The 545-nt window shown below is 45.1% G+C and carries 1 protein-coding gene; it reads left to right on the forward strand.

The window, feature by feature from the left end; translation table 11 throughout:
• Nucleotides 1-119: 119 nt before the first annotated feature.
• Nucleotides 120-545: dethiobiotin synthase (bioD, locus tag ACS8FC_RS20255; RefSeq protein ID WP_439298103.1), on the forward strand; the 426-nt coding region annotated here is incomplete at its 3' end.

The following is a 545-nucleotide window of genomic DNA, read 5'->3' on the forward strand; positions in this document are numbered from 1 at the left end:
CCATTTGGCAAGCTGGTGTATATCATGCCACCTTACGTGATTACTGATGATGAGCTGATGACCTTATGCCAATCACTGCTAAAAGTGGTGCGTACGTATTTAGAAAGTCGAGATCAACCATGAGTGTATTATTTATCTCCGGCATCGATACCGATATTGGTAAAACCTATGCTACTGGCTTACTTGCCAAAGCGTTGATGCAAGAAGGTGTGAACGTTATCACGCAAAAGTTGGTACAAACGGGCATCAGTAAACAAGTAAATGGCGAGCTAGGCATTGCAGATGATATTGTGACCCACCGTCAATTGATGGAGATTCCATTACAGCCGTGCGATCTTGATTTTACCACTTGTCCTTATCGCTACGAAAAGCCCGCGTCCCCACATCTATCCGCAGCACTGGCCAACCAGCCTCTCAATATTGAAGCGATTACTGAAGCCACCGAAGCATTGCAAGCTGATTACGATGTGGTATTGCTCGAAGGAGCAGGCGGGTTGTTAGTTCCCATTACCACTGAATTATTGACCTTAGATTATATCGCTGAG

The sequence above is a fragment of the Psychrobacter sp. 1Y4 genome (genome assembly GCF_051847555.1).